This is a genomic window from Pseudomonas sp. P5_A2_2 (assembly GCF_054177685.1).
This window is the reverse complement of the sequence record NZ_JBGCUL010001337.1, coordinates 1-1,040: the sequence shown is the minus strand read 5'-3', so window position 1 is coordinate 1,040 and position 1,040 is coordinate 1. Positions and strand designations below refer to the sequence as shown.

Below are 1,040 nucleotides of genomic sequence, written 5' to 3'. Positions count from 1 at the left end.
CCCGATGGAGGGCTTTTGTGCGTCTGGCGTCAGGTCAAACCTTGACGATCCAGCCCGCTGGCGCTTCGATGTCGCCGGTTTGCACGCCGGTCAGCTCTTTGTAGAGCTTCTGGGTGATCGGGCCGACTTCGGTTTCGCTGTGGAACACGTGCAGGTGGTCGTTGTAGTTGATGCCGCCAATCGGCGTGATCACCGCAGCGGTACCGCAAGCACCGGCTTCCTTGAAGTCGGAGAGCTTGTCGATGAACACGTCGCCTTCGACCACATCCAGACCCAGGCGGGACCTGGCCAGTTCGATCAGCGACAGACGGGTGATGCCCGGCAGTACCGATGGCGAGTTCGGGGTCACGAACTTGTTGTCGTGGGTGATCCCGAAGAAGTTGGCCGAACCGACTTCCTCGATCTTGGTATGGGTCAGCGGGTCAAGGTAGATGCAGTCGGCGAAATGCGCCTTCTTGGCCTGGGAGCCCGGCATCAGGCTGGCGGCGTAGTTGCCACCGACCTTGGCGGCACCGGTGCCTTGTGGCGCGGCGCGGTCGTAGCTGGAGATCAGGAAGTTGTGCGGGGTCAGGCCGCCCTTGAAGTAGGCGCCGACCGGGATGCAGAAGATCGAGAAGATGAACTCCGGCGCGGTACGCACGCCGATGTTGTCACCCACGCCGATCACGAACGGACGCAGGTACAGCGCRCCGCCGGTGCCGTACGGCGGAATGAAACGCTCGTTGGCGCGGACCACTGCTTTACAGGCTTCGATGAATTGCTCGGTGTCCACCTGCGGCATCAGCAGGCGGGCGCAGCTGCGCTGCATGCGCAGGGCGTTCTGGTCCGGGCGGAACAGGTTGATCGAGCCGTCCTTGCAACGGTAGGCCTTCATGCCTTCGAAGCATTGCTGGCCATAGTGAAGGGCAGTGGAGCCTTCGCTGATGTGCAGCACGTTATCTTCGGTCAGGGTGCCTTTGTCCCACTCACCATTGCGAAAGTACGACAGATAGCGCTTGTCGGTCTTGATGTAGTCAAAACCCAGCTTGTCCCAATTAATG

At 61.0% G+C, this 1,040-nt stretch carries 1 protein-coding gene; it reads right to left on the bottom strand.

The window, feature by feature from the left end; translation table 11 throughout:
* Nucleotides 1-34: 34 nt before the first annotated feature.
* On the bottom strand, nt 35-1,039 hold the full coding sequence (locus ACXRVY_RS31245) for a branched-chain amino acid aminotransferase (protein ID WP_458239241.1): 1,005 nt from the start codon (nt 1,037-1,039) through the stop codon (nt 35-37).
* Between the last annotated feature and the right edge of the window lies 1 nt (nt 1,040).